We start from the raw sequence: 23,486 nt of genomic DNA on the forward strand, positions 1-23,486 counted from the left end.
CCCTTTATAAGAATAGCAAAAATTTGATAGCGGAGAAAAATATGAAAATTTTAAAATTTAAAAACAAATCATTAAATATTTTTTTAGAGTATAGTTATAGATATAAGTGGTATATGGTAGCTGTAATTATACTTTCTACTATTGCTTCAGCAATGAGTGCATTGCCAGCATGGCTTAGTAAATATTTAATAGATGATGTTCTAGTAAGACGGAGAAAAAATGAATTTTATTTAATACTCATAGCAGTTTTTGTATCGACTATAATAAAAGTTGTAGCAGCATATTATTCAAATATAGCTTCCAACTATGTCACAGAAACTATAAAAAGAGAGATAAAAATAGATATTTTTTCTCATTTACAAAAGTTACCAATAGAATATTTTAGAAAAAATAAACTTGGTGATATTTTATCAAAACTTACAAATGATACTTCCAATTTAGGACGTATGGGTTTTATAATTTTTGAAATGTTTAAAGAATTTTTAACAGTTTTGGCCCTAACAATAAGATTATTTCAAGTAGATTATATTCTTGCTTTAATTTCTCTGGTTTTAATGCCGTTTATTTTAAAAATAGTTAAAAAATATACAAAGAAAATAAGAAAATCTGGGAGAGAGAGACAGGATACAGCTGGAAGAGTTACGGCATTTACTCAGGAAACTTTATCTGGAGTTTTTGTAATAAAAGCATTTAATAATATAGATTTTGTAACTAAAAAATATGAAGATTTTAGTGAAGAAGAATTTAAAAATTCATATAAGACTACAAAAATAAAGGCAAAAGTATCTCCAATTAATGAGATTATTACAACATTTATGGTACTTTTAGTTGTTCTTTATGGAGGGTATAAAATTTTATATGAAAAATCTATTAGTTCTGGAGATTTAATTTCTTTTGTTACTGCATTGGGACTTATGCATCAGCCATTAAAAAGATTAATTAATAAAAATAACGATCTCCAAGATGCTTTACCTTCTGCAGATAGAGTTGTTGAAATTTTTGATGAAGAGATAGAAAAAGAATATTTTGGTGAAAAAGTAGAATTTAAAGAGAGTATAAAAACAATAGATTTTAAGAATGTTTTTTATAGATATAGAGATTCAGATGGCTATGTCTTGAAAGATGTAAACTTAGAGGTGAAAGCTGGGGAGATAATAGCGTTTGTTGGAAAAAGTGGAAGTGGAAAAACAACTCTAGTAAACTTATTAGCAAGGTTTTTTAATGTAGATGAAGGTTCAATTAGTGTTAATCATGTAGATATAAAAAATATTCCGTTGACTGAATATAGAGAAAAATTTGCTGTTGTACCTCAAGAAACTTTTTTGTTTAGTGGAACGATAAGAGAAAATATAAGATTTGGTAGAAATGTTTCTGAAGATGAAGTTATCTCTGCATTAAAAATGGCCAATGCTTATGATTTTATAATGGAATTTCCAGATAAATTAGATACTCAAGTTGGAGAAAGAGGTGCTTTATTGTCAGGTGGACAAAAACAAAGAATTGCAATAGCCAGAGCACTAATAAAAAATCCAGAAATTATGATATTAGATGAGGCGACATCAGCTCTTGATAGTGAATCAGAGATGTTAGTTCAAGAAGCCTTAGATGAACTTATGAAGAATAGAACAACATTTGTCATAGCTCATAGGCTATCTACAATAATAAGAGCTGATAAAATAGTTGTTATGGAAAATGGAGAGATAAAAGAAATAGGTAAGCATTCAGAGCTTTTAGAGCTTAATGGGATTTATAAAAATCTCTATGATATCCAATATAATGAAAGTTTGGTTGCAAAATAATATAAAAAGTAATTGTTATAGCTTTGGAAGTCAAAGATAAAGCTTAAATTTATCTTGACTTATATCTGTATTTATATTTTAATATAATAAAAATGGTAATTTTAATTTAAAATTTTTTAGGAGGTTTTTATGAATTTAGTTGTTTTAAATGGAAGACTTACAAGAGATCCAGAATTGAAGTTTGGACAGAGTGGGAAGGCTTATTCAAGATTTTCAATTGCTGTAGATAGAGGTTTTCAATCTGATAAAACTACACAGACAGCTGATTTTATAAATTGTGTTGCTTTTGGTAAAACAGCTGAGTTTATAGGAGAATATTTTAGAAAAGGAAGAAAAATTTTACTAAATGGTAAATTACAAATGAGCCAATATGAAGCTGAGGGGAAAAAAATTACAACTTATGTTGTGGTAGTTGATTCTGTAGAATTTGGAGAGAGTAAGGCAGCTTCTGCAGATACAGGTTCATACAGTAGTTACACTAAAGCTACTGACAAGAATACAAATGAGCCAGAACCTATGTTTGATGAAAGCTCAGATTCTAACTTTGATGATGAGTTTCCATTTTAATATGGAGGTGTTTTGTTAATGGAAGATAAAAAGGAAAACAAAAAATATGTGAGCATAGGTAAAGTATACACTAAAAGAGGAGATAAAGGAGAAACTGATCTATTAGGAGGAAGTAAAGCTAAAAAAGATAGTTTAAAAGTTGATTCGTATGGCTGTATAGATGAAGTTTCAGCTTTTATAGGATTAGCTAGATATTACACTAAAAATAAAGAAATAAAGGAAAGGTTAAAAGAAATACAAAATAAATTACTCGTTTTAGGTGGATATTTAGCAAGTGATGATACTGGAAAAGATATGTTAAAAGATCAAATATCAGAAGCAGATGTTAAAAATTTAGAGGACTTTATAGATGAATATAATCAGAAATTAGGAGCTCTTTTTCAATTTATTTTACCTGGTGATGAAGAAGTTTCTGCACATTTTCATGTTGCGAGAACTGTTGTTAGAAGGGCTGAGAGAAAGATAGTAAGTTTAGCTAGAGAGGAGCTCTTGGAGCCGTTTATTCAAAAATATATGAATAGACTATCTGATTTAATGTTTGTTTTAGCTAGATATTTCGAAGAGGTTGAAAACAAAAAAGCAAGTTTTTAAACTTGCTTTTCTTTTTTTCAATGTAATGTATCGTTTCTTAATATATTTTATAAGGATGGTTGTAAAACTTATTTCATTATAGAATTAATAAACCAAAGTTGTTTAGTGAAGTGTGCAATATGATCTTCCATTTCATTAGCTACAGCAAAATCGTCCTCTTCATTTGCAATTTCTCTTATTTTTTTAGCATCTGCCAATAATAATTCCATATCTACTTTGATAAGTTCCATAACTTCTTTTGTACATAAATCTTTAGAATCTAATTCCTTAACAGTTGCATTAGCAAGGTAATCAGATAATTTCGCTAAAGGATAATGCCCCTTCATCTTAATTATTTCAGCAACTTCATCATATTTTTCAAAATAATAATCATATAACTCTTCAGTGTAATTGTGTATAGTAGTGAATTGTAATCCTACAACATTCCAGTGTAAATTGTGAGTTTTAGTTATTAAAACTGCTAAGTTTGATAAATATACATTTAAATTCTTTAAATTATTCATTTTTTCCTCCTAGATTGATTTAATTTCTTTCATTGTTCATATTCTAACATAGTATATAAAATATGTCAATATTTTTTTGTAACTATTACAAATCTGTAATATGAGATATTGCTAATATTAAATAAATTTAAATAGTTTTTATACTAGAGAAAAAAATTTTTTTTAACAAATGAATATGTTATAATTATATACTAAAGAGAGGTGTTAAAATGAAGAAAAAATTTTATTTATTATTTTTTATATTTGTATTGTTAATTACAGGCTGTACAGCTGGTAAAAAAATTTATCAAATTGATAATAAAAAATATGTGGCAAAAGGTAAGAATGAAAGAATACAATTTATAGTTATTCATTACACAGCAGGTTCAAATGAAGCTTCAATAAGAGAGTTAACTTCTGAACGAGTAAGTTCTCATTTCTTAATTCCTTCAGGAAAAGATGAAAAAATATATAATTTAGTTCCAGAAAATGAAAGAGCATGGCACGCTGGGGTTAGTGCTTTTAGAGGAAGGACTAATATAAATGATACTTCAATAGGAATAGAAATTGTAAATGAAGGTATTTACGAAAAATATAGAAATTATGAAACTTATAATCTGTACGAACACTATGTTGACTATGAAGAAATGCAAATAGAAAAAGTTGCTCAGCTGATAAAAGATTTATCACTCAAATATAAAATACCTGCAAGAAATATTTTGGCACATTCTGACATAGCCCCTTCAAGAAAAAAAGATCCAGGAGCAAAATTTCCGTGGAAGAGACTTTATGATGAATATCAAATAGGGGCTTGGTATGAGGAAGAAGATAAACTTCTTTTTATGAATCAAGAAGAATTTTCTAAAAAAAGTATAAAAGAATTAAAACAAGAACTGAAGGATTATGGTTATGAAATAAATGATACAGATGAATGGGACAAGCAAAGCAGAGATGTTATCTATGCTTTTCAGCTTCACTTTAATCCAAAAAATTTAAGTGCTGAAATGGATCTGGAAACTTATGCTATTTTGAAGGCATTAAATAAAAAATATTTACATAAGAAATAAATTTGAAAATTTAAGGTGAAAAAATATGAGTTTAAAGAAAAACAGATTTACTAAAAATGATAATCTTCTTATTAAAGTATCAAAAGTATATTTATTTCCCTTGTATGTTTTGGCTCTTTTTCTTAGATTTTATGATGGCTTAAAGTTAAAGTTAAAAAATATTATAGACTATAAAATTTTAAAGAAGAAAAAAGAAGTCAAGATTGAGGATTGGTGGGTATGATGAATGATGAAGAAATTGAAATTTCTATGCAAAAAGCAATTAAAAAATTGCCTTTTGAAATTAAAAAAATAAAGTTTATTTTGGCATTAATAAAATTATTAAAAAAAAATAAATGAATTGGGTGAATTTATGTTAGATGAAAAATTACTGAAAAAAATAAAAACAATAAATGAAAATTTTATAAAATTGGGCTTTGATTTAGAAACAGATTTAATAGAGCTCTTAACTGAAAGAGAGGATATAAGAAAAAAAATAGAGAATACAAAATATAAGAAAATGACTTTTGCAAGAGATGAAGAAAATAATTCCTATATATTGAATTTAGAAGATTGTCAACTCAGTTTTGATATATTATATGGCGAAGATGAGGAAGGTCCTTGGTATGAAGTTGAGTGTAATATTTTATTTTTTTGATGAAAATAAAAGCTAAATAAAAAATAAAAAAATATTGATTAAATAAATATTAGATAAAAGGTAAAAAAATAACCAAAAAAAATAGGTAAAAGTTCTAAATTTATTCTAAAAAAAAGCCTGTATCTTGTTGACAGCTTTTTTTTTCTGTGTTATTATTAGTTTGTATATAAAAACAATATATTCGACAAAAATCAGAACACATATGACTGATTTTGAAAATCACTATTTTTAGGGAGGATTTCTTATGAAAAAGTTTTTATCTTTAGTTTTACTATCACTATTCACTTTTATATTAGTGGCTTGTGGTGGAGAAAAAAAAGAAACTGCAGCAAATACAAGTGCACCAGTTGAAAAAAAGGTTATAAAAGTTAGTACTAAGTTTGTTGATGATGAGCAAACAGCTAAGTCATTAGTGAAAGTTGTTGAAGCAATTAATACTAGATCTAATGGAAGTTTGGAGCTTCAATTATTCACAAGTGGAACTTTACCGTATGGAAAAGATGGTATGGAACAAGTTATGAATGGAGCAGACTGGATATTAGTAGATGGACTTAATTTCTTAGGTGATCATATTCCAGATTACAATGCTGTTACAGGACCATTTTTATATCAATCATTTGAAGAATATTTTAGAATGATGAAAACGCCATTAGTTCAAGATTTAAATGCACAAGCATATGAAAAAGGAATCAAGATTTTATCTCTTGACTGGGTTTTTGGTTTTAGAAATATGACTACAAATAAAGTTATAGTTACTCCAGAAGATATGAAAGGTTTAAAAGTAAGAGTTCCAACTAGTCAACTTTATACTTTTACAATGGAAGCTATGGGAGCAAGTCCTGTTGCTATGCCTTATCCTGATACTTATGCAGCATTACAACAAAAAGTTATAGATGGTTTAGAAGGTTCAGTAATGTCTTATTACGGAACTAAACAATATGAAAATGTTAAAAACGTAGCTAGAACTAGACATTTATTAGGGGTTTCTGCAGTATCAATTTCTAGAAAATTATGGGAAAGTTTGACTGAAGAGCAAAGAGTGATAATTCAAGAAGAATTTGACAAGGGAACAGCTGATAACTTAGCTGAAACAGAAAAACTTGAAAAACAATATGAAGAAGAATTGGTAAAACTTGGAGTTCAATTTAACGATGTAGATGCAGAAGCTTTCAGTAAAGCAGCAGCAGTTGTATTTACTCAATTTCCAAAATGGACACCAGGAGTTTACGATAAAATAATTGAAAATCTTACTCAAATTAGAGAAGATATTAAAAATGGAAAATAATAAATCTAAACTTAATTAGTAAAAGAAATAATACAATTATATTTTTATGGAATAGGGGATTTATTCAGTCCCCTATTTTATAAATTTACAGAGGGAGAGAAAATGAAGAATTTTTTTAAGAAATTTGAGTTATACATAGGAAGTATATTTTTAAGTATAACTACAATCGTAGTTATAATGAATGTATTTACTAGGTATTTCTTAAAATTTACTTATTTTTGGACAGAAGAAATAGCTGTTGGTTGTTTTGTGTGGACAATTTTTTTAGGAACAGCGGCAGCATATAAAGAAAAATCACTTATTGGTGTTGAAGCAATAGTTGTTTTACTACCTGAAAAAATAAGAAATGTAGTAGAGTTTTTCACATTTATTTTATTAAGTATTTTAAGTGCCATAATGATGGTATTTAGTTTTACATATGTTTCATCTTCTTCTAAAATAACAGCAGCTTTGGAGTTTTCTTATGGATATATTAATTCATCAATAGTTCTAAGTTTTGCTTTGATGACTTTATATTCTGTGATGTATGCAGCTGCAAGTTTTAAAAAAGGATTTTTAAATAAAAAGAATTAGGAGGAGGACACGATGCAATCTTTATACCCAATATTTTTGCTATTTGGATTATTTTTTCTAAATATTCCTATAGCTTTTGCTCTAATAGGAGCATCACTTTTTTACTTTATATTTATTAATACAGGAATGCCTATGAATTTGGTCATTCAACAGTTTGTTACAGCAGTTGAGTCTTTCCCATATCTTGCAGTTCCTTTCTTTATAATGGTAGGTTCTGTAATGAATTATTCAGGTATAAGTGAAGAACTGATGAATGTTGCTGAAGTTCTAGCAGGACATATGAAAGGTGGACTTGCACAAGTAAACTGTTTACTTTCAGCTTTAATGGGAGGTATTTCAGGTTCTGCTAATGCTGATGCAGCTATGCAATCTAAACTTTTAGTTCCTGAAATGATAAAAAAAGGATTTTCTAAAGAGTTTTCAGCAGCTGTTACAGCTTCCTCATCGGCTGTTAGTCCAGTTATACCGCCAGGAACAAATTTAATTCTTTATGCTTTAATAGCAAATGTTCCTGTAGGAGATATGTTTTTAGCAGGATATACCCCTGGAATTTTAATGACAGTAGCTATGATGATAGTAGTTTATATTGTTTCAGTTAAAAGAGGTTATGCACCAAGTAGAGATAAAATGGCAAGTCCTGCAGCTATAGCTAGACAATGTCTTAGATCTATATGGGCTTTAGCTATACCTTTTGGTATCATAATGGGAATGAGAAAGGGAGTTTATACACCAACAGAAGCTGGAGGAATAGCAGTTTTATTCTGTTTTATAGTAGGATTTTTTATATATAGAAAGCTAAAACTTCATCATATACCTATAATATTAGTTGATACAGTTAAGAGTACAGGTGCAGTTATGATTATAATAGCTAGTGCAAAGGTGTTTGGTTATTATATGACATTAGAGAGAATACCACAGATAATTACTCAAGGTTTAATGAATTTTACAGCTAATAAATTTGTTTTATTAACTATAATAAATTTCCTTTTATTATTTGTAGGAATGTTTATAGAGGGAGGAGCAGCTCTTGTAATATTAGCTCCGTTACTAGTACCAGCTGTAAAAGCTTTGGGAGTAGATCCTCTGCACTTTGGGGTTATATTTATAGTTAATATAATGATAGGTGGATTGACACCGCCGTTTGGTTCAATGATGTTTACAGTGTGTTCAATAGTAGGAGTTCGTTTAGAAGGCTTTATTAAAGAAGTATGGCCGTTTATAATATCACTTTTAATAGTGTTATTCTTAGTGACATTCTCAGAACCAATTGCATTGTTTATACCAAATCTTTTAAAATAGAATTAGAAGAAAGGGGCTGTTTTAATAATTTTCAAAATATAACAGCCCTTTTTTATTATAAAAATATATAATTTTAGGAGGAAAAATGAGGAACATAAAAGATATAAAATGTTTTTTATTGGATATGGATGGAACTATTTATTTAGGAAATGAATTGATAGAAGGTGCTAGAGAATTTTTAGATACTTTGAAAAAAAAGAATATTAAATACTTATTTTTAACAAATAACTCATCAAAAAATAAAGATAAGTATGTTGAAAAATTAAATGTATTAGGTATAGAAGCTAATAGAGAGGATGTTTTTACTTCTGGAGAAGCTACGACAATTTATTTAAATGGATTGAAAAAAGGAGCTAAGATTTTCTTGCTGGGAACAAAAGACTTAGAGGCTGAATTTGAAAGAGCTGGTTTTACTCTTGTAAAGGAGAGAGGTAAAGAGATAGACTTTGTTGTTTTGGGTTTTGATACAACTTTAACTTATGAAAAATTGTGGATAGCTTGTGAATATATAGCTGAAGGGGTTAATTATATAGCAACTCATCCTGATTTTAATTGTCCCTTAGAGGGAGGAAAGTTTATGCCAGATGCAGGCTCTATGATAGAGCTAATAAAAGCTTCAACTGGTAAGATTCCAACAGTTATAGGTAAACCTAGTTCACATATAATAAATGCTATTACAAGCAAATATAGATTAAATAAAGAAGAACTGGCAATGGTAGGAGATAGATTATATACTGATATAAGAACAGGTTTAGATAACGGACTTACATCAATTTTAGTTATGAGTGGCGAAACTAATGAGGCAATGTTAAGAGAAACAATTTATAAACCTAATTATATTTTTAAATCTGTAAAAGAATTAGCAAAAGAATTGTAATTTAAAAATTAAAGGAGGGTTTATGTCACTTTTAAAACTTATGGAGGAAAGATATACTTGCAGAAGATATTCAACTGAAAAAATAAAAGAAGAAGATCTATTAAAAATTTTAGAAGCAGGGCGACTTGCACCAACTTCTCATAATAATCAACCACAAAAGATATATGTTGTGAGCTCAGAAGAGGCGAAAGAAAACTTAATGAAAGATTTTGCTTATAATTATAAAGCTCCTTGTTATTTAGTTTGTACTTATGATAAAAATGAAACTTGGAGAAATGACTTAGATGATAATAAAGAAAGTGGAGAGATAGATGTTGCAATTGTAATGACTCATATGATGCTTATGGCTGAAAACTTAGGACTAGGTGCTTGTTGGATAGGACGTCTTAATCCAGAACTTGTGAAAAAAAATTTATCGATTGCAGAAACAGAAAAAGTTGTAGCAGTTTTAAGTTTAGGATATCATAGAGAAGATGATAGACCTTCTAAACTACATAATATAAGAAAATCAAATGAAGAATTAGTTAGATATTTATAAAAATACAGCGACTACAATCGCTGTATTTTTTAGCTATTCTCAAAGCCACTAATAAAAAGCTGATAATAAGAACCTTTTTTATTCATGAGTTCTGAATGATTTCCTCTTTCTATAATTTTTCCTTTATCTAATACCATAATAACATCTGAATTTTTTATTGTAGAAAGTCTATGAGCTATAACAAAGACTGTTCTTCCTTGCATTAATTTATCCATTCCATCTTGAACAATTTTCTCAGTCCTTGTATCAATACTTGAAGTTGCTTCATCAAGAATTAAAACAGGAGGATCGGCAATAGCAGCTCTCGCAATAGCAAGTAATTGTCTTTGTCCTTGAGAAAGTTTTGCTCCACTACGGCTTAAATAAGTATTATAACCATCAGGCAAATATTTAATGAATTGATGAGCATTTGCAAGTTTGGCTGCTTTTTCAATTTCTTCATCACTGGCATCAAGTTTTCCATATCGTATATTATCGGCTATAGTTCCAGAAAAAAGATGAGTGTCTTGTAAAACTAGAGCTAGAGATTTTCTTAAGTCAGATTTAACAATTCTTTTTATATCTATGCCATCATATTTTATTATTCCATATTGTATTTCATAAAATCTGTTTATAAGATTTGTAATAGTTGTTTTTCCTGCTCCAGTTTCACCAACAAAGGCAATTTTTTGACCTGGTTTCGCATATAAGTTTATATTATGTAAGACATTTTTTACACCATCATAAGAAAAACTAACATTTTCAAAAACTATATCTCCTAATAGTTCTTTATACTTATAGCCATTATTTTTATCAATTTCCTTCCAAGCCCATCTTCCTGTATGTCTTTCAACTTCTTTTATATTACCTAGCTTATCAGACTCGATATTTACAAGTTTTACATGACCACAGTCAGATTCTTTTTCTTGTTGGAGAAGTTTAAAAACTCTCGATGAACCCGCGGCTGCTAAAATAAGAAGATTTATCTGTTGGGCTATTTGAAAGACAGGTTGTCTTAATATTCGAGTAAATTGTAAAAAAGATACCAGAGCTCCTATTGTAAAAGTACTATTCGAAAGGGCTAAGAAAGAACCTATTGTAGCTATTAACAGAAAATTAATATTATTTAAATTACCAATAACTGGAAGTAATATATTTGAAAACCTGCTTGCATTATTAGAACTTATAAATAAATTTTCATTTAAATTATCAAATTTTTCAAGTGTTTTCTCTTCATATGAAAAAACTTTAACAACTTTTAGACCTTCAATTATTTCTTCAATATAACCATTTAATTTCCCTATATTAGCCTGCTGTGCTTTAAAATTAGTAGAACTTTTTTTTGATATTGAATTAGTTAAAAAAATTATAATTGTTATCATAGTAAGAGCGAATATAGTAAGTGCTATATTTAGGGTAAACATTGAACTTATTACAGTAATTATAGTAAAAATAGCAGCTAGAACTTGAATTAGGCTTTCATTTATCATATTTTTAAGGCTATCTATATCACTGGAATAAATGCTTATAATATCTCCATGAGCATTAGTATCAAAATATTTTATAGGAAGAGCTTCCATATGTATAAAAACATCGTCTCTTAATTTTTTTAAAGTTCCCTGTGCAATATATATCATTGCTTTTTTATAACAATAGGTAAATATAATTTCTAAACAGTAAATTATAGCCATAGAAGACAGTATTTTTATAAAGATATCTATACTTATATTTTGTTTTCCTATATTTGGAATAATATAGCTATCAATCAGTTTTTTTATAAGCATAGTACCACGAACCATACATAGAGTAGCAAGACTCAAGAAAATTATGACTATAGAACTAAGCAATTTATTATTTTTGAAGATATATAGCAGCAAAGTTAGGATTGCTTTTATTTGATTTTCTTTTCTTTTCTTTTTATTATTCATTTTCAGAACCTCCATCAATTTGAGATTCATATATCTCCTTATAGATAAAATTGTTTTTTAGAAGTTCTTCATGGTTCCCAAGCCCAACAATTTCTCCTTCATCTAAGACTATAATTCTGTCGGAAAATTTTATAGATGAAATTCTTTGAGAAATAATAATTTTTGTAGTATTGATTAAGTATTTTTTTAAAGCTTCTCTAAGTGCTTCATCAGTTTTACTGTCAAGTGCGTTTGTAGCATCATCAAGAATTAAGATTTTAGGTTTTTTAAGAAGAGCTCGAGCTATACAAAGTCTTTGCTTTTGTCCACCAGAAAGATTAACACCACCTTGATCGATATAAGAGTCATATTTATTAGGTAAATTTTCTATAAAATCATGGATTTGGGCAATTTTAGCTGCATTAATTATTTCTATATCACTGGCATCTTTATTACCCCAAAGTAAATTTTCTTTGATAGTACCTGAAAACAGGATATTTTTTTGTAAAACTATGGAAATACTTTCTCTTAATGTTTTTAAATCATAGTCTTTAATATTTTTATTTCCTATTAATATTTCTCCACTCATAACATCATAGAGCCTTGGAATTAGTTGTACAAAGGCAGATTTAGAACTTCCTATACCACCTATTATACCTATAACTTCTCCTTGGGAGATTCTTATATTAATATTTTTTAAATTTAAAAACTCAGGTCTAGCTGTGTAACTGAAATTGACATTTTTAAATTCAATATTAGCATTTTCTATATTATAACAAGGATTGTCAGGATTTTTTATACTACCTTCTTCATCCAAAACTTCAATTATTCTTTCAGCTGAAACTCTTGATAGGCTGATTGACACCAATATCATTGCGAGCATAAGCAGATTTATTAAAATATTAGAAGTATATACGAATAGACTCATAAGTTGCCCAGTTGTCAAAGTTTCAGAAATTATCATTTTTGCTCCTAACCAAGAAAGGAACAATGTGCAAATATACATGGTACTTTGCATAAGTGGGGAAATAAAGATTACTATTTTAAAACCTTTAAGCATATTGCTTTTTAAATTTTCAGTTGCTTCTTTAAATTTTTCAATCTCATATTCTTCTTTGACATAGGATTTCACAACTCTTATTCCAGCAATATTTTCTTGGAGGGTACTGTTTATATTGTCATATTTTTTTACAGCAGCTGAAAAGATAGGATAAACAAATAAAATTATAAATGCTAACATAGAAGACATAAATAGAATTGCAGCAATATAAATTAAAGATAGTCTTGCACTTATATAAATAGCCATTAAAGTTGCGAAAACTATCATAAAAGGAGCCCTGATAAAAACTCTTATAAGCATATGATATGAATTTTGAATACTTGAAATATCGGTAGTAAATCTTGTTATAAGACTAGCAGTAGAAAATTTATCTATATTTGAAAAAGATAAAGTTTGAATTTTATAAAATAGAGCTTTTCTGATATTTTTAGCAAAGCCTGAAGCAGCTCTAGCAGAATGTTTTCCAGCAATTAAACCAAATGACATGGATAAAAGAGTTAAAATAAAAGTAAAGCCTCCTATAAAAAAAATATAGTTCATATCATTTTTATTAAGCCCTTTATCAATAATATTAGCCATAAAAAAAGGTATTGTTATTTCAATTAAAACCTCCATAGAAATGAATATTGGTGCTAATATGGAATTTTTTTTATATTCTCCTACATATTTCAATAATTTTCTTAGCATGTTGAACCCCTTAATTTAAAAAACAGATGAAAAATCATCTGTTTTATGTACTTAAATAAAAAGTTAAATAATAATTTTTCCTTATTATTATATAAAAAATTATTTAATAATTCAATGCTATTTAATTTTATAAAATGAAAATTTTAATGTAATTTATATTTAATTTTTCCTTTTACAAAGGTCATGTTGACATTATAATTTTCATCCATTATAACTAAATCAGCATCATAATTTTCTTTAATAGATCCCGAATTTAATTTAAATTCTTTAGCTGCATTGGTAGAACACATTTTAAAAGTATCAACTATACTGTAACCTAAGTCAATTAGATTTCTAAAAGCTTTATCCATAGTTAGAACACTACCTGCTAAAGCATTATTACTAGCAAGCCTTGCTTGACCATCTTTTACGTTTACATCAAATTCTCCAAGCTTGTAACAACCTTCTTTTAAACCTGTTGCAGACATAGAATCAGTTATACAGACAATTTTATCTACTCCCTTAATTTTTATTAAAGTTCTTACAGCTTCAGGGTGAACATGAAATTTATCAAAAATTACCTCAGCCATAATTTCATCAAAATTAAATATGGCTCCAACAACCCCTGGCTCTCTATGAGTAAATCCCTTCATTGCATTAAAAGTGTGAGTTGCATGGCTAAGACCATTTTCAACGGCTTTTTCCACATCTTCATATGTAGCAGTACTATGAGCCACAGAAGCTATAATACCTTTTGAAACAAGATATTTAATGGCATTTATATTTTCTACATTATGTGGAGAAATGGAAAATATTTTTATAAGTCCTTCTTTTATTGAGAGATATTCTTCAATTTCTTTAATTTCAGCAGATTTCATATATTTTTCATTTTGAGCCCCTTTATATTCTACAGAAAAATAAGGACCTTCCATATGAACTCCAAAAATATTTGCTCCTTCTATATCTTTATCTTGTAAATTTCCAACAACTTTTAAAACTTTTTTTAAATCTTCCTTTGAACTTGTAAGAGTTGTGGCTAAGAAGTTTGCAGTTCCTTCTTTTGCAAGATATAAAGATATATTTCTAAGAGCTTTCTCAGTCGAATCCATTGTATCTGAACCATTTGCTCCATGTATATGAACATCAACAAAGGCAGGTCCTAGATATTTTCCATTTAAATTTATTTCTTCGTAATCTTGATTAATTATTTTTTCAGATATTTTTTCTATCTTTGAATTATTCAGTAAAATATCGCCTTCAATAATTTTATTAGACAAAACAATTTTAGCGTTTTTTAATAATATTTTTTTCATATTAAAAATCCTCCTTATTTTTTATTTTATACTATTATTTAAAATAAATCAAATAAAAAAGTAGGCTTCATCGCCTGACTTTCTTTGCTGTATTAACTCAAAGATTAGGCTCTTAAAAAGCTAAATCTCTATAATATTTGCTTATTTAATATATTAAAAATATTAAATTTATATTTTTCATATATTAAAAATTTTTTAAAATAGAATTAACCATTATATACAAAAATATTTCTATTTCAAATTTAATAAAAGCTTAAATATTAGTGTATTTTTAAAAATATTTTACTTTTATAATATTTAATTAATATAATATATATATAATTCAGAATTAAAAATATACTTAAGAACTTATTGTAATATGGTATAATATATTATAAAAATTATAAAATTTAGAAGTAAATAGGAGTTGAGAGAATGAGTGATTATAGTAAAATTAAAAAAATTGAAGGAATAAAAACGAGTTTAAAAATATTAATTATAGCTTGTGCTACTTTGTTTACCTTTTTTCTACTTAAGGCAGTACTTTTTTTTATAAGGAATTTTGAAAGAGGATATGCATCAGTTGGAATAAGATATTTAATTGGGGCAATAGTATCTGTTTTAATTTTAGCGACCATAGCTTTTGTCTTGCCATATTTATTAATAAAATTATATCCTAAAATATATTACTATGAAGATGGTTTTACTTTAGGAAAAAATGGGAAAAAGATTTTTTACAAAAAATTGGATTACTTCTATGTACCTGCTTATAATAAAGTAAATACTTTTTTAGCAATTAAATTTAAAAATAATGAAGATGACTGGGAAAATATAGCAGCTACAGGTTATTCTAAATCAGCTTTTGATTTGTTTCAACAAGATTTTTTAAGTGCAAATTATCAAGAGGCTATGAATAAAATAGAAGCTGGAGAAACATTAGAATTTTTATTTAATGATCCTAGAAAGAAGATAGTGGCATTTGGAAAAAGAAAATATATGGAAAAGAAACTGGAACAAGCTCTTAAAATAAAAGTAACAAAGGAAGGCATAAATTTTGATGGTGAAAAATATGACTGGGATAAATATAAAATATTTGTATCTTTAGGAAATATAATAATTCAAGATATAAATTCCAACAATATTTTATCTATAGGTGATAAAGCCTTAATTCATAGACTAAATTTATTAGAAGCAATAATTGATACATTAGGGAAAAAATAAAAGGAGTTAAAGTTTGGAAACAAGGAGATTTTTTACATTAGAAAAAGATGAATATAAAGTATTTACCTTCTTAGGAGCATTCTTAGCCTTTTTAATTGTAACATTTTTAGCTTATATAGTAGCTCAAGATAATAAAACTCTGCTTTATGTTCCATTATTTATATTAAGTTTAATAGTTTACGGAGCTGCACTTGGAAACTATATAGGTAGAGTATTGAAAAATAAAAAAATTCATAAAAATAATCAGAATATATGGAGTGATGATAGAAAAATAAATAAAGAAAAAAAGAGTAGATTTAATATTCATGATAATGTTAAGGTAACAGTGTTTGGTTCTTTCTTATCAGTATTTTTTTCATACTTATCAATATATTTATCAGAAGTATTAAATTTAACAAAAAATCTTCAAAGAGAAGCAGTTGATGAAAAATTTTCTATTATTTTTTTAGGTGTATTTAAAGATATATTGAGAGTTAAGTGGGCTAGAGAATATTTAATAGAATATTGGTTGATATTGAGCTTTATAATTTTGATATATTTTGTGGCTATAATTTGGGCACTGAAAAAAATTAAAAATTTAAAAAGAGAAGAAGAGAGAAAAAAAGCAACTTGGAACAAAAAATAATATTTATAATTTTAAATTTATATTTTAAACTACACTTTAAATTCTAATTTACTGAATAAAGTGTAGTTTTTTTATTAGAGTTAAAACTAACACTACAAATTTAGAATTTGCAAAAGAAGTTTAAAAAAAGTATAATAAAATAATAAAGATTAGAAAGGAAGTAAGAAAATTGTTAAGAGAAGATGGAAGAAAACTAGAGCAGGAAAGGGAAATTAAAATAATAAAAGATATAAATATATATGCTGAAGGTTCAGTATTAATAGAAGCAGGTAATACAAAAATAATTTGTACGGCCTCAGTTTCAGATAAGGTTCCACAATTTATAAGAGGAACAGGAAAGGGATGGGTAACAGCTGAGTACTCTATGTTACCAAGAGCTACGAATGAAAGAAATCAAAGAGAGGCAAGTAAGGGGAAACTTACAGGAAGAACTGTAGAAATTCAAAGACTTATAGGAAGAGCTTTGAGATCCTCAATAGATTTAGAAAAACTAGGAGAAAGATTAATAACAATAGATTGTGATGTACTTCAAGCAGATGGAGGAACAAGGACTACATCTATAACAGGAGGATTTGTAGCTTTGGCACTTGCTGTTAAGAGATTAATTCAAGAAGGATTTATATTAGAAAATCCAATAATTTCAAATGTTGCTGCTATAAGTGTTGGAAAAGTAAATGGAGAATTATTATCTGACTTAAAATATAGTGAAGATTTTGAGGCTGAAGTTGATATGAATATAATAATGAATAAAAATGGAGAATTTATAGAAGTTCAAGGTACTGGAGAGGAGAGTACTTATACAAGGAAGGAGCTTAATGCTCTATTGGATTTAGCAGAAAATAGTATTAAAAGAATAATTGCTTTACAGGATAAGATATTGGGAGAGTAGAATGAAAATATTTTTAGCTACAGGAAATAAACATAAAATAGATGAAATAAAGGATATTTTTTCAGATATAAGAGGAATAGAAATTTTGTCAATAAAAGATGGTTTTGATATTCCAGATGTAATTGAAGATGGAAAAACTTTTGAAGAAAATTCTCAAAAAAAAGCATTAGAAATCGCCAAGTTTTTAAATATCATAACTATAGCTGATGATTCTGGTTTATGTGTAGAAAGTTTAAATGGAGAACCAGGAGTATACTCTGCAAGATACAGTGAAGAGGGAACAGATAAGGAAAATAATAAAAAGTTAATCAAAAATCTTCAAGGAATAGAGAATAGAAAAGCTAAATTTATTTCAGTTATAAGCTTAGCAAAGCCAAATGGAGAAATTTATTCATTTTCGGGTGAAATTCATGGAAAGGTAATAGACGAAGCAAAAGGAGAGACGGGATTTGGCTATGATCCACATTTTTATATTGAAAAATATAATAAAACTCTCGCAGAAATGCCTGAAATAAAAAATAAAATAAGTCATAGAGCTAAAGCTTTAGAAAAACTAAAAGAAAATTTAGAAAATATATTATTTTGATTTTTAAAATTATTGACTTATGAATAAATTTTATGTAAAATAAATATACATAAAACTTAGGGAGGTTGATAAAAATGAAAAAATTTTTATTTGGTTTATTTCTTTTAAGTTCTGTTGCAGCTCTAGCAGGACAATATACTGATGGTACATATAGAGGTCTTTATATTTCAAGACAAGAAACTGAAGTTGAAATTCAATTTGATCTAAAAGATGATGTTATAACTAAAGCAACTTTCAGAGTTTTGAATTATAAAGGTCATGACTGGTTAAAAGAAGATGAATTTGTGGCTAAAAATAAAGGTTATTTAAAAACTCTTGAAGAAATAACAGGAAAAAAAATTCAAGATGTATTACCTACATTGTATAATGAAAAAGAAATTGAAACAGCTGGTGCAACTGTAAGAAAAGGTAAAATTAGAGCAGCTTTACAATATGGATTAAATTTAGGACCATATAGATTAGCAAAATAATAAAAAATAAAAAAATCCTTTCACAAAAAATGAAAGGATTTTTTTTGTATAAAAAATTCCAGAATAACATCTGGAACTAATATTTTATGGAGCGGGAAACGAGGCTCGAACTCGCGACATTAACCTTGGCAAGGTTACACTCTACCAACTGAGTTATTCCCGCATAATATTATATTAATTAAAATGGTGCGGAGAGAGAGACTTGAACTCTCACGTCTGGGACACTAGATCCTAAGTCTAGCGCGTCTGCCAATTCCGCCATCCCCGCAGAATAAATTATATAAAATGGTGCCGCTTATCGGAGTCGAACCAATCACCTACTGATTACAAGTCAGTTGCTCTACCAGATGAGCTAAAGCGGCTTAATGGCGGGAGTGACGAGGCTCGAACTCGCGACCTCCTGCGTGACAGGCAGGCGCTCTAACCAACTGAGCTACACCCCCAGAATTTTTTATGGTGGTCGCAATAGGACTTGAACCTATGACCCCCTGCTTGTAAGGCAGGTGCTCTCCCAGCTGAGCTATGCGACCAAATGATGGTACCCCGTAGGGGAATCGAACCCCTGTTTCCAGAGTGAAAATCTGATGTCCTAACCACTGAACGAACGGGGCAGAAACTAATGGTGCGTCATACAGGATTCGAACCTGTGACCACCTGATTAAGAGTCAGATGCTCTACCAACTGAGCTAATGACGCATAATTTTTAATGGAGCGGGAAACGAGGGTCGAACTCGCGACATTCAGCTTGGAAGGCTGACGCTCTACCAACTGAGCTATTCCCGCGTCGCATTAGTTATGTTATCATAAGTATAGAGCTTTGTCAAATATTTTTTACTGAAATTCATATAAATAATTTTGCTTATTTTTGAATACCTCTCTAAGTTTTTTATTTTCAATTTTTGTATCCTTTTTTAACTCAATTTTTCTCATGAATAGCATTTCATCAAAATTAAAAAAGCCTGTTAATAACTGCACCAAGTCGGCTATATTTATTTTGAAATCATAGTTCTCACTTATTGTTAAGTGTTCCCATTCTTTACCATTGAACGAATATAATCCCGTATTATTTTTTATAATCTCATCAACTATTAAAATCTTCAATTTTTTTATTTTTATATTTGTAAAGTTTAAAATATCTAAAGGTTTAAGTATTCTCATCATCATAAAAGGACTTTCAGATTTTTTTATTTTTAATTGATTTTTAAAAATGTACTCTATGTTGGAATTGGCTTCAGAATTAAGTTTTACTTTGTTATAGTAATCTCTATAGGAGTAGAGAATTTTCATTATATTTTTATAGGATTTAAAATCTAAAGAAAAAATTTCTCTAACTTCAATTTGATTGTCATATTTTCCAAAAATTATATATGATTGAGGATATTTATTTTTATATGAAATAAAAATTTTCATTTCTTCATTAAAACATTCTAATAACAACTTATTAAAATAAGATTTATCTCTTACTAAATATGAAAGTTTAATTTTCATATTTTTATTGTAAATATAAATTAAATCTTCTAAAAATTTATTTTTGTTTTCAAAATTAACTTCAAAAATGTCAATTTCTTTCTCAAATTCTAAATCTTTTAACTCATCTATTTCAAATTCAAAGGTTTCAATTTTTGAGAAGTATTCAAAACCATATTTCCTATATATAGCTGGGTTTATTGCACTTAGAAAAACAAGAGGGAAATTATCTTTTTTAGATTTTTTTAACATCTCTATTATTAAATGCCTCATATAACCCTTTCCCTGTTCTTCTGGAGGAGTTGCTACTCCAACTATGTACTTAGTCTTTATTTCTTTATTATTAAATTTAAGTATATAAGGATTTTCATGTAGAGATGAGACTATCTTATTATCTTTTTCAAGAACTAGATAGTTTTTATAGTCAAAAATATTATTGAAATAAAATTCAATTTGTTCTTCACTGTCTTTGAAGTTATTTTTCCAATTTTTTATTGCAATTTCTTTTTCATTTTTCTTAGCATATCTCATTCTCATTATATCTATCCTCCAAGATTATTTTTTATAGTATAGCATACTTATGGATTTTTATTGTCGAGTATTTTTGTAAAAAATAATTTGACATATTTTAGAAATCATGATAATATAAATATACATACGGGGGTATGGTATAATAAAATATAGAAGGAGGAATATTATGGTAAGTTGTGAAAATATGAAAAAAGGTGAAGTATATAAATGCCAATCTTGCGGATTTGAAATAGAAGTAAAAAATACTTGTAATTGTTCTACAGGAGATAACTGTGAAACACATACGCATGAACATGAGTGTTGTGAATTTACTTGTTGTGGAAAGACACTTGAATTAAAGAAGTAGATTGTAAATCATAATAAAAATTTTAAAAGGGCTATTAACAGTAAAATGTGATAGCTTTTTTAAATTTTATTTAATTGACAAATTCTATTTATAATATATTATATAATTAATTTATTAATTCAAAATCTTGAGGAGAAACTTTTATGTTTAAATTTACTTATGAAATACAAAAAGAAGATATTAATATGGGTAATCACGTTGGTAATGAAAGAGCTTTACTTTTTTTTCAATACGCAAGAACAGAATTTTTAAAGCAATTTAACCTATCCCAACTTAATTTAGGAGATAATAATATAGGATTAATACAACTAAATTCTTATGTTGAGTATAGAAAGCAATTATTTTTAGGGCAAAGTATAGAAATTTTCATAGAAAGTATAGAAATAAATGCTTTGAAATTAATTTTTAATTACAGAATTATTTGTGAGGATAAAGTTGCTATTACTGGGTATACAACTATGAGCTGTTATGATTACTCTTTACAGAAGGTGAAAAAAATTCCAGAATCTTTTTTGAAGATATTAAAGGAAAATTTTTACTATTAAAAAATCCGACTTAGTCGGATTTTTTTATATTTTAATATTTTATACTTCTATTCCATTTTTATAAGTAGCTTCTTTTAATAATTTTCCTTCAGCATTATATTCTTTATATAAACCTTCTAATTTTCCTCTCTCTCCATATGTACATTCTTTATACAGTTGACCATTTGAGTGGTATTCTTTATAAGGTCCAGACATATAACCATTAACAAGGTTTACTTCTACTTTTTTCTCACCGTTAGGGAAATATTTAATATTTTGTGATGTAGTATTGCTATCAATATATTCTGCAAGTCTTTTTAAGCTTCCATTTGGATAAAATTCTTTGTAAGTGCCAATCATTCTTCCATCCACTAAAGTGTGACTTGAATTTAAAGTTCCATCCATATAATAAGTTTCATAAGTTCCGTGAAGATTTCCATCTTTATAGTGTTTGATTATCTCCACTTTTCCATTCATGTAATAAGATTTATACTCTCCTTGCCTAACTCCGTTTACATAATTCCTTTCTTCTTGGATAACACCATTATCGTAAATTTTTACCCATAAACCTTCTTTTTTTCCATCTTTGTTGTATTGGTTATTCATGATAAAAACCCCCTTGAATTTAGCTTGTTAATTAAAAGTAAAAACTTCTTAACAACAGTATACTCTAAATTTAGAAATAAATAAAGTGTTTTTATAAAAATGAAATTAATTTTTTTCTTTTTTCCTATTTTATTTCATTTTGGCAAAATAATCTACAGCTTTTTCAAACTTTTTTATAGCTTCGTCTGCATCTCCATGATCTATAGCTTCTCTGACACAGTGATTTAGATGACCTTCTAAAATTAATTGTCCTACTTTATGAACTGCACTCTTGATTGCATTTATCTGAACTAAAATATCTTCGCAAGGGATATCTTTATCTATCATCCCAGATATAGCTTTTATTTGACCTTCTATTTTTTTTAGCCTTGCATTTACTTTTGCTTGATCTATACATTGTTTCATATATTTCCTCCTGAAATTTTGTTAGATTTTTATTTTTTCTATTCTATCATATTTTATCATTTTATAAATAGTTAATTTTTATGGTTCCTTTTAATACTTAATTTTTTAAAAGTATTAAAGTTTGTTCAAAGGAAAAATGGAAAGTACTTAATAAATAGGAAGTTTTATACTCTATTGATAAGTTTTCTATAATTGGATAATAAGGAATACATAATTATTAGAAAAATTAATTTCCCATTTTGTTTTAAATTCTCATCTAATTAATCTCTAGTTATACCTGACTTTGTAAACTAGCAACTATATTATTAATTTCCCTTTCAATCTCATCTAAAGAAATAGAAAACTATTCTTTTGGCTTTATTTTTCTCCCCAAAATGTTTTAAAATGTTCTATTGAATTATTTTTTTCAAAACATTCTTTAAACATTTGGATAATATTTTCTTTAGATTTTCCATTTAAATCAGCTTCTAAATCATCTATTCCATGTGAATTAACATTAAAAAATTTTTTTGCTCCTTCAACTTTTGATAAAAATTTTTTTTGTTCAAGTCCATTAAAGTTTATATATGTCTCTATTATTCTTCTTATTGGATTTAGTAGTATTGCAGGATTACAAGAAGATAAGCTAAATAAAATACTGATCTCACACCATAGACTTTCATAACTTGTTTTAAAATCTTCTTTTTTACTTTTTATATAATTAATTTTAGTTTTTTTAGTATCAGATACAAGCCTAATAAAATTTTTATTTTTTTCATAATCTTTATCTTTATCAAAATCATATTTAACATTTATATAAAAATGTACATTATGTGTCATTAGAATAACTTTATCATTTTTTTTATTTTTTAAAAATTTTCCCATCAAATTTTGTAATTCTTCAATTATCAAGTATTGCATAGTGTCATCATTAGAGTTCATAGGGTCATCAAAAACAATAAGTTTATTTCTTGTTTCTACTTCATTAATCTCATTTAATTTTTCAATAAAATAAAGGAATGCAATTATATTTTTTTCACCAGTTGAAATTTGATCTATTTCTCTATCTTCATTAGTTCTTAAACATTTCACATTATAGAAACCTTTACCTTCAATATCTTCTTTATGGACTAGTTCAAATGAGGTATAGTGTTTTATCTTTCTATTAATATCTTCTACTAATTTTTTTTCATTTTTTGTTTCAACTTCTAATTTTTT

26 protein-coding genes and 8 tRNA genes are annotated in these 23,486 nt (G+C 27.3%); 18 read left to right on the forward strand and 16 right to left on the reverse strand.

What is annotated here, in order from left to right; all coding sequences use genetic code 11:
* The first annotated feature begins 41 nt into the window (after positions 1-41).
* The 3 genes from Q4A58_RS00575 (at position 42) to Q4A58_RS00585 (ending at position 2,957) form a co-directional block, all read left to right on the forward strand.
* Positions 42-1,799 (forward strand): ABC transporter ATP-binding protein, encoded by a 1,758-nt coding sequence (locus tag Q4A58_RS00575; protein WP_303115472.1) that lies wholly within the window; start codon positions 42-44, stop codon positions 1,797-1,799.
* Between the two features lie 129 nt (positions 1,800-1,928).
* Positions 1,929-2,366 carry a single-stranded DNA-binding protein gene (locus Q4A58_RS00580; RefSeq protein WP_303115474.1) on the forward strand — a complete coding sequence of 146 codons (438 nt, stop codon included), beginning with the start codon at positions 1,929-1,931 and terminating at the stop codon, positions 2,364-2,366.
* An 18-nt stretch (positions 2,367-2,384) separates the two neighbouring features.
* On the forward strand, positions 2,385-2,957 hold the full coding sequence (locus Q4A58_RS00585) for a cob(I)yrinic acid a,c-diamide adenosyltransferase (protein ID WP_303115477.1): 573 nt from the start codon (positions 2,385-2,387) through the stop codon (positions 2,955-2,957).
* 68 nt (positions 2,958-3,025) lie between these two features.
* Here Q4A58_RS00585 and Q4A58_RS00590 read toward each other — a convergent pair whose 3' ends face one another.
* Complete coding sequence (locus Q4A58_RS00590; protein ID WP_303115479.1) at positions 3,026-3,460, reverse strand: DNA starvation/stationary phase protection protein; 435 nt, start codon at positions 3,458-3,460, stop codon at positions 3,026-3,028.
* Positions 3,461-3,669: 209 nt separating this feature from the next.
* Here Q4A58_RS00590 and Q4A58_RS00595 point away from each other — a divergent pair, with 209 nt between their 5' ends.
* The 8 genes from Q4A58_RS00595 (at position 3,670) to Q4A58_RS00630 (ending at position 9,715) form a co-directional block, all read left to right on the forward strand.
* Positions 3,670-4,506 (forward strand): N-acetylmuramoyl-L-alanine amidase, encoded by an 837-nt coding sequence (locus tag Q4A58_RS00595; RefSeq protein WP_303115482.1) that lies wholly within the window; start codon positions 3,670-3,672, stop codon positions 4,504-4,506.
* Between the two features lie 25 nt (positions 4,507-4,531).
* Complete coding sequence (locus Q4A58_RS00600) at positions 4,532-4,729, forward strand: hypothetical protein (RefSeq protein WP_303115484.1); 198 nt, start codon at positions 4,532-4,534, stop codon at positions 4,727-4,729.
* Between the two features lie 129 nt (positions 4,730-4,858).
* Positions 4,859-5,143 (forward strand): hypothetical protein, encoded by a 285-nt coding sequence (locus Q4A58_RS00605; RefSeq protein ID WP_303115486.1) that lies wholly within the window; start codon positions 4,859-4,861, stop codon positions 5,141-5,143.
* A 244-nt stretch (positions 5,144-5,387) separates the two neighbouring features.
* Complete coding sequence (locus tag Q4A58_RS00610; RefSeq protein ID WP_303115488.1) at positions 5,388-6,428, forward strand: C4-dicarboxylate TRAP transporter substrate-binding protein; 1,041 nt, start codon at positions 5,388-5,390, stop codon at positions 6,426-6,428.
* A 102-nt stretch (positions 6,429-6,530) separates the two neighbouring features.
* Positions 6,531-7,001: a TRAP transporter small permease gene (locus Q4A58_RS00615; RefSeq protein ID WP_303115490.1), complete on the forward strand. Its 471-nt coding sequence runs from the start codon at positions 6,531-6,533 to the stop codon at positions 6,999-7,001.
* 12 nt (positions 7,002-7,013) lie between these two features.
* Positions 7,014-8,300, forward strand: a complete 1,287-nt coding sequence (locus tag Q4A58_RS00620; protein ID WP_303115492.1) for a TRAP transporter large permease — start codon at positions 7,014-7,016, stop codon at positions 8,298-8,300.
* 85 nt (positions 8,301-8,385) lie between these two features.
* The gene (locus Q4A58_RS00625; RefSeq protein ID WP_303115494.1) at positions 8,386-9,177 is read left to right on the forward strand and encodes an HAD-IIA family hydrolase; all 792 of its coding nucleotides are present in this window, start codon (positions 8,386-8,388) and stop codon (positions 9,175-9,177) included.
* Between the two features lie 22 nt (positions 9,178-9,199).
* Positions 9,200-9,715 carry a nitroreductase family protein gene (locus Q4A58_RS00630; protein WP_303115496.1) on the forward strand — a complete coding sequence of 172 codons (516 nt, stop codon included), beginning with the start codon at positions 9,200-9,202 and terminating at the stop codon, positions 9,713-9,715.
* Between the two features lie 29 nt (positions 9,716-9,744).
* On the opposite strand, the gene Q4A58_RS00635 is transcribed toward Q4A58_RS00630, so the two are convergent.
* From Q4A58_RS00635 to nagA, 3 genes are all read right to left on the reverse strand, one after another.
* Entirely contained in the window at positions 9,745-11,622 is a 1,878-nt protein-coding gene (locus tag Q4A58_RS00635; RefSeq protein WP_303115497.1) for an ABC transporter ATP-binding protein, read from the reverse strand.
* Positions 11,615-13,348, reverse strand: coding sequence for an ABC transporter ATP-binding protein (locus tag Q4A58_RS00640; RefSeq protein ID WP_303115500.1), 1,734 nt, complete (start codon positions 13,346-13,348; stop codon positions 11,615-11,617). Before Q4A58_RS00640 ends, Q4A58_RS00635 begins: the two co-directional genes overlap by 8 nt.
* Positions 13,349-13,491: 143 nt before the next feature.
* The gene (gene nagA, locus Q4A58_RS00645; protein ID WP_303115502.1) at positions 13,492-14,640 is read right to left on the reverse strand and encodes an N-acetylglucosamine-6-phosphate deacetylase; all 1,149 of its coding nucleotides are present in this window, start codon (positions 14,638-14,640) and stop codon (positions 13,492-13,494) included.
* Between the two features lie 414 nt (positions 14,641-15,054).
* Between nagA and Q4A58_RS00650 the strand changes: the two genes are divergently transcribed.
* From Q4A58_RS00650 to Q4A58_RS00670, 5 genes are all read left to right on the forward strand, one after another.
* On the forward strand, positions 15,055-15,840 hold the full coding sequence (locus Q4A58_RS00650; protein ID WP_303115504.1) for a hypothetical protein: 786 nt from the start codon (positions 15,055-15,057) through the stop codon (positions 15,838-15,840).
* A 13-nt stretch (positions 15,841-15,853) separates the two neighbouring features.
* A complete protein-coding gene (locus Q4A58_RS00655; RefSeq protein WP_303115506.1) occupies positions 15,854-16,465 on the forward strand; it encodes a hypothetical protein in 612 nt (203 codons plus the stop codon).
* A 169-nt stretch (positions 16,466-16,634) separates the two neighbouring features.
* Positions 16,635-17,354 (forward strand): ribonuclease PH, encoded by a 720-nt coding sequence (gene rph, locus Q4A58_RS00660; protein ID WP_303115508.1) that lies wholly within the window; start codon positions 16,635-16,637, stop codon positions 17,352-17,354.
* A 1-nt stretch (position 17,355) separates the two neighbouring features.
* On the forward strand, positions 17,356-17,940 hold the full coding sequence (locus Q4A58_RS00665; RefSeq protein ID WP_303115510.1) for an XTP/dITP diphosphatase: 585 nt from the start codon (positions 17,356-17,358) through the stop codon (positions 17,938-17,940).
* A gap of 74 nt (positions 17,941-18,014) precedes the next feature.
* Positions 18,015-18,410: a hypothetical protein gene (locus tag Q4A58_RS00670; RefSeq protein WP_303115512.1), complete on the forward strand. Its 396-nt coding sequence runs from the start codon at positions 18,015-18,017 to the stop codon at positions 18,408-18,410.
* 87 nt (positions 18,411-18,497) lie between these two features.
* Here Q4A58_RS00670 and Q4A58_RS00675 read toward each other — a convergent pair.
* The 9 genes from Q4A58_RS00675 to eis form a co-directional block, all read right to left on the reverse strand.
* Positions 18,498-18,573: transfer RNA gene (locus tag Q4A58_RS00675), tRNA-Gly, on the reverse strand.
* Between the two features lie 21 nt (positions 18,574-18,594).
* Positions 18,595-18,678, reverse strand: a tRNA-Leu gene (locus Q4A58_RS00680).
* Positions 18,679-18,696: 18 nt separating this feature from the next.
* Positions 18,697-18,772: transfer RNA gene (locus Q4A58_RS00685), tRNA-Thr, on the reverse strand.
* Between the two features lie 4 nt (positions 18,773-18,776).
* Positions 18,777-18,853 (reverse strand) — tRNA-Asp (locus Q4A58_RS00690).
* An 11-nt stretch (positions 18,854-18,864) separates the two neighbouring features.
* Positions 18,865-18,940: transfer RNA gene (locus tag Q4A58_RS00695), tRNA-Val, on the reverse strand.
* Positions 18,941-18,946: 6 nt separating this feature from the next.
* Positions 18,947-19,021: transfer RNA gene (locus Q4A58_RS00700), tRNA-Glu, on the reverse strand.
* A gap of 9 nt (positions 19,022-19,030) precedes the next feature.
* A tRNA-Lys gene (locus Q4A58_RS00705) sits at positions 19,031-19,106 on the reverse strand.
* A gap of 11 nt (positions 19,107-19,117) precedes the next feature.
* Positions 19,118-19,193 (reverse strand) — tRNA-Gly (locus Q4A58_RS00710).
* A 48-nt stretch (positions 19,194-19,241) separates the two neighbouring features.
* Positions 19,242-20,414: an enhanced intracellular survival protein Eis gene (eis, locus tag Q4A58_RS00715; protein WP_303115515.1), complete on the reverse strand. Its 1,173-nt coding sequence runs from the start codon at positions 20,412-20,414 to the stop codon at positions 19,242-19,244.
* A gap of 160 nt (positions 20,415-20,574) precedes the next feature.
* On the opposite strand from eis, the gene Q4A58_RS00720 reads away from it, so the two are divergent.
* Both Q4A58_RS00720 and Q4A58_RS00725 read left to right on the forward strand, forming a co-directional pair.
* Positions 20,575-20,754, forward strand: coding sequence for a hypothetical protein (locus tag Q4A58_RS00720; protein WP_303115517.1), 180 nt, complete (start codon positions 20,575-20,577; stop codon positions 20,752-20,754).
* Between the two features lie 143 nt (positions 20,755-20,897).
* On the forward strand, positions 20,898-21,299 hold the full coding sequence (locus Q4A58_RS00725) for a thioesterase family protein (protein ID WP_303115519.1): 402 nt from the start codon (positions 20,898-20,900) through the stop codon (positions 21,297-21,299).
* Between the two features lie 39 nt (positions 21,300-21,338).
* On the opposite strand, the gene Q4A58_RS00730 is transcribed toward Q4A58_RS00725, so the two are convergent.
* The 3 genes from Q4A58_RS00730 to Q4A58_RS00740 all read right to left on the reverse strand — a co-directional run.
* Complete coding sequence (locus tag Q4A58_RS00730; RefSeq protein ID WP_303115521.1) at positions 21,339-21,884, reverse strand: toxin-antitoxin system YwqK family antitoxin; 546 nt, start codon at positions 21,882-21,884, stop codon at positions 21,339-21,341.
* A 129-nt stretch (positions 21,885-22,013) separates the two neighbouring features.
* Entirely contained in the window at positions 22,014-22,289 is a 276-nt protein-coding gene (locus Q4A58_RS00735) for a metal-sensing transcriptional repressor (RefSeq protein ID WP_303115523.1), read from the reverse strand.
* 357 nt (positions 22,290-22,646) lie between these two features.
* Positions 22,647-23,486 (reverse strand): AAA family ATPase (locus tag Q4A58_RS00740; RefSeq protein WP_303115525.1); only part of this gene is annotated, 840 nt, incomplete at its 5' end.

It is taken from the genome of Fusobacterium sp., assembly GCF_030528405.1.
Classification (GTDB): domain Bacteria; phylum Fusobacteriota; class Fusobacteriia; order Fusobacteriales; family Fusobacteriaceae; genus Fusobacterium.

What these genes read in the sequence shown, in the direction of transcription:
- Q4A58_RS00720 (WP_303115517.1), top strand. Translation starts at nt 20,575, where the DNA reads ATGGTAAGTTGTGAAAATATGAAAAAAGGTGAAGTATATAAATGCCAA.
- Q4A58_RS00640 (WP_303115500.1), bottom strand. Translation starts at nt 13,348, where the DNA reads ATGCTAAGAAAATTATTGAAATATGTAGGAGAATATAAAAAAAATTCC.
- Q4A58_RS00615 (WP_303115490.1), top strand. Translation starts at nt 6,531, where the DNA reads ATGAAGAATTTTTTTAAGAAATTTGAGTTATACATAGGAAGTATATTT.
- Q4A58_RS00650 (WP_303115504.1), top strand. Translation starts at nt 15,055, where the DNA reads ATGAGTGATTATAGTAAAATTAAAAAAATTGAAGGAATAAAAACGAGT.
- Q4A58_RS00730 (WP_303115521.1), bottom strand. Translation starts at nt 21,884, where the DNA reads ATGAATAACCAATACAACAAAGATGGAAAAAAAGAAGGTTTATGGGTA.
- Q4A58_RS00665 (WP_303115510.1), top strand. Translation starts at nt 17,356, where the DNA reads ATGAAAATATTTTTAGCTACAGGAAATAAACATAAAATAGATGAAATA.
- Q4A58_RS00735 (WP_303115523.1), bottom strand. Translation starts at nt 22,289, where the DNA reads ATGAAACAATGTATAGATCAAGCAAAAGTAAATGCAAGGCTAAAAAAA.
- Q4A58_RS00630 (WP_303115496.1), top strand. Translation starts at nt 9,200, where the DNA reads ATGTCACTTTTAAAACTTATGGAGGAAAGATATACTTGCAGAAGATAT.
- Q4A58_RS00585 (WP_303115477.1), top strand. Translation starts at nt 2,385, where the DNA reads ATGGAAGATAAAAAGGAAAACAAAAAATATGTGAGCATAGGTAAAGTA.
- Q4A58_RS00635 (WP_303115497.1), bottom strand. Translation starts at nt 11,622, where the DNA reads ATGAATAATAAAAAGAAAAGAAAAGAAAATCAAATAAAAGCAATCCTA.
- Q4A58_RS00610 (WP_303115488.1), top strand. Translation starts at nt 5,388, where the DNA reads ATGAAAAAGTTTTTATCTTTAGTTTTACTATCACTATTCACTTTTATA.
- nagA (WP_303115502.1), bottom strand. Translation starts at nt 14,640, where the DNA reads ATGAAAAAAATATTATTAAAAAACGCTAAAATTGTTTTGTCTAATAAA.
- eis (WP_303115515.1), bottom strand. Translation starts at nt 20,414, where the DNA reads ATGAGAATGAGATATGCTAAGAAAAATGAAAAAGAAATTGCAATAAAA.
- Q4A58_RS00580 (WP_303115474.1), top strand. Translation starts at nt 1,929, where the DNA reads ATGAATTTAGTTGTTTTAAATGGAAGACTTACAAGAGATCCAGAATTG.
- Q4A58_RS00725 (WP_303115519.1), top strand. Translation starts at nt 20,898, where the DNA reads ATGTTTAAATTTACTTATGAAATACAAAAAGAAGATATTAATATGGGT.
- Q4A58_RS00605 (WP_303115486.1), top strand. Translation starts at nt 4,859, where the DNA reads ATGTTAGATGAAAAATTACTGAAAAAAATAAAAACAATAAATGAAAAT.
- Q4A58_RS00625 (WP_303115494.1), top strand. Translation starts at nt 8,386, where the DNA reads ATGAGGAACATAAAAGATATAAAATGTTTTTTATTGGATATGGATGGA.
- Q4A58_RS00590 (WP_303115479.1), bottom strand. Translation starts at nt 3,460, where the DNA reads ATGAATAATTTAAAGAATTTAAATGTATATTTATCAAACTTAGCAGTT.
- Q4A58_RS00600 (WP_303115484.1), top strand. Translation starts at nt 4,532, where the DNA reads ATGAGTTTAAAGAAAAACAGATTTACTAAAAATGATAATCTTCTTATT.
- Q4A58_RS00595 (WP_303115482.1), top strand. Translation starts at nt 3,670, where the DNA reads ATGAAGAAAAAATTTTATTTATTATTTTTTATATTTGTATTGTTAATT.
- Q4A58_RS00670 (WP_303115512.1), top strand. Translation starts at nt 18,015, where the DNA reads ATGAAAAAATTTTTATTTGGTTTATTTCTTTTAAGTTCTGTTGCAGCT.
- Q4A58_RS00575 (WP_303115472.1), top strand. Translation starts at nt 42, where the DNA reads ATGAAAATTTTAAAATTTAAAAACAAATCATTAAATATTTTTTTAGAG.
- Q4A58_RS00620 (WP_303115492.1), top strand. Translation starts at nt 7,014, where the DNA reads ATGCAATCTTTATACCCAATATTTTTGCTATTTGGATTATTTTTTCTA.